The organism is Peptoniphilus sp., assembly GCF_034090345.1.
GTDB lineage: Bacteria > Bacillota > Clostridia > Tissierellales > Peptoniphilaceae > Peptoniphilus.
Genome location: NZ_JAXDSS010000089.1, coordinates 1 through 2,454, shown reverse-complemented (window position 1 = coordinate 2,454; position 2,454 = coordinate 1). Strand labels below are relative to the sequence as shown.

Sequence of the window (2,454 nt, the reverse complement as noted above, 5' to 3'; positions counted from 1 at the left end):
TCATATTTTAATGTGATTAAATCAGCATATGCTCCTTTTTCTATAACTCCCAATGGTCTGTTGAAGTATTTAGATAAGATTATAGGATTATTTTTAAACTGCATATTTATAGTTTCCATAAATCCTACTGTTGGATCACATAAGTGATGTGCTTGTAATATATTTGCAACTTTCATTGATTCAAACATATCATTTGTGTAAGCATCTGTTCCAAGTCCAACTACTATTCCCTTATCTAACATATATTTTACAGGAGGACAACCAACTGCATTGTTCATATTTGATTCAGGGTTGTGTACTACATTTGTGTTTGTAGCTTTTATTATATCAATCTCTCTTGGGTTTGCATGCACACAGTGAACTGCAAGTGTTCTTTCGCCAAGAATATCGAAATCATGTAGTCTTTCTACAACTCTCTTACCATGTTTTTTAAGTGAGTCATACTCATCTTCAATTCCTTCTGCTACATGAATATGGTATCCATCGTACACACCTTCCATAGCTTCTCTCGCCTTATAAAGTGTGTCGTCTGAAATTGTAAATGAAGCGTGCATCCCAAAAAGACCTTTTATCATGTCTCCATTATCATCTTTTTGACAAGCTTTGATGAAGTCCACATTTTCTTTAATTCCCTTTAATGCTATTTCCTTTCCATCTCTGTCTGAAACTTCATAGCATAGAGAAGTTCTTATTCCAAGTTCTTTTGCCGCATCAGCTATTGTAAATAATGAACCTGTAACCGAATTTGGACCTGCATGGTGATCTATAAGCGTTGTTACACCGTTTCTAATAGATTCGATATAAGTTGTATAAGCATTTAACTTAACATCTTCAAGTGTAAGTTTTTTATCAAGAGCCCACCATAAATTTTCAAGAACTGTAAAAAAATCAACTGTAGGTTTACTTACTCCCATACCTCTTGCGTATGCACTGTAAATATGTGAGTGAGCACAAATCATACCCGGCATTATAACATTGCCTTTTACATCTATTATTTCTTCTTCCGGATAAGCTTTCTTTAAATCTTCAAAATTTCCGACTTCTTCAATGATGTTTCCTCTTACTAAAACTGCTCCGTTATCGTAAAAGTTGTTTTCAGCATCATTAGTAATTAATTTACCATTACCTATTATCATTGTCGCAACTCCTTTTCTCTAAAAGAACCTGTTTGTTAATAGTTCCCTATTAACAAACTGTCGGTTCAAAATAATATCCGTATTCTTTTAAAAGACCTTTTATAAAGTTTTCCAAGTTATCAGAAATCTTTCCATCGCCTAATTCATGCTCAATTATATTTCCATTTTCAGCTCTAACTAAGAATGTATTTTCGCCTGTTCTTAGGAATCCAACATTTGTTGAATCTTCAAAGTCTTCTTTAGTCCAGAATAAAGTTATCTTATCTTTGTATGGTTTTCCAGCGTGTGGACAGAATACAGCACAGTTTCCACATTCATTACACATTCCATCTATATGAACGATTTGGTGTTTATTTTCGTATCCTTCTAAATTGATTGCAACATTTGCTCTGTTAGGACAAACTTCTGTACAAACTTCACAAATTTGGTCACACTTCAAGCAACGGTTGCCTTCTTTGTTACCTTCAAGAATATTTTCAAGTATACCTTTCTTTTCGTATACTACTTTATCTTTTTCAGGTACTATGAATCTTTCAAAGTCATTGTCTAAGCCTTCTTTTTTAAGAATATCAAGAGCTACAGTCTTCGCATCTCCCATTCCCTTTACAATTGTTGAAGGCCCTTCTTTACAATCACCTATGATATATACATTTTCTATATTTGATTCAAGAGTTGGAAGTAATTTCATTCTTCCTCTATCGTCCATATTTATTCCATTTTGTTTAAATGGTGCAAGATTTACTTTAGCCCCAGTAGCTCCTATTACAGTGTCAAATTCTAAATCTATAAATTCTCCAGTTCCAACTACTGCTTTTCTTCCTGATGCATCAAAATCTCCTAGCATCATTTTTTCACAAGTTAAAGTCTTTCCATCATATTTTACAGGTGCTGTAAGTTCCATGATTTGGATTCCGCTTTCTTTAACTTCTTCAACTTCTTCTTGTGTAGCAGGCATATAAGCTTCAGTTCTTCTGTACACTAAGACAGCTTCAACACCTTGTTTATGAGCAAGTCTTACACAGTCCATAGCAACGTCTCCGGCTCCTACTACAGCAACTTTCTTACCAAGTTCAAAACCATCTTCCATTCTCATCTTCCATAAGAAGTCAAGTGCATCGGTTATGTTTTCAGTACCTTCTTTTACTGGAGAAGTTCCTTTTTCCCATGCTCCTGTAGCCACTATTACATAGTCATAATCTTTTTTAAGTTCTTCGTAGCTTTGAGTTACTTCTGTGTTGAATTTGAATTCAACTCCTTGAGCTTCAGCAATTCTGAAGTCTCTTTCTATCATTTCATCAGAAATTCTAAATTCAGGAAT

General features: G+C 34.1%; 2 protein-coding genes. Both read right to left on the bottom strand.

Annotated features, from left to right (window positions below; translation table 11 throughout):
* The coding region (gene ssnA, locus SOR77_RS07535; protein ID WP_320636521.1) for a putative aminohydrolase SsnA at nucleotides 1-1,136 on the bottom strand (1,136 nt) is incomplete at its 3' end.
* 49 nt (nucleotides 1,137-1,185) lie between these two features.
* The coding region (locus SOR77_RS07530) for an FAD-dependent oxidoreductase (RefSeq protein ID WP_320636520.1) at nucleotides 1,186-2,454 on the bottom strand (1,269 nt) is incomplete at its 5' end.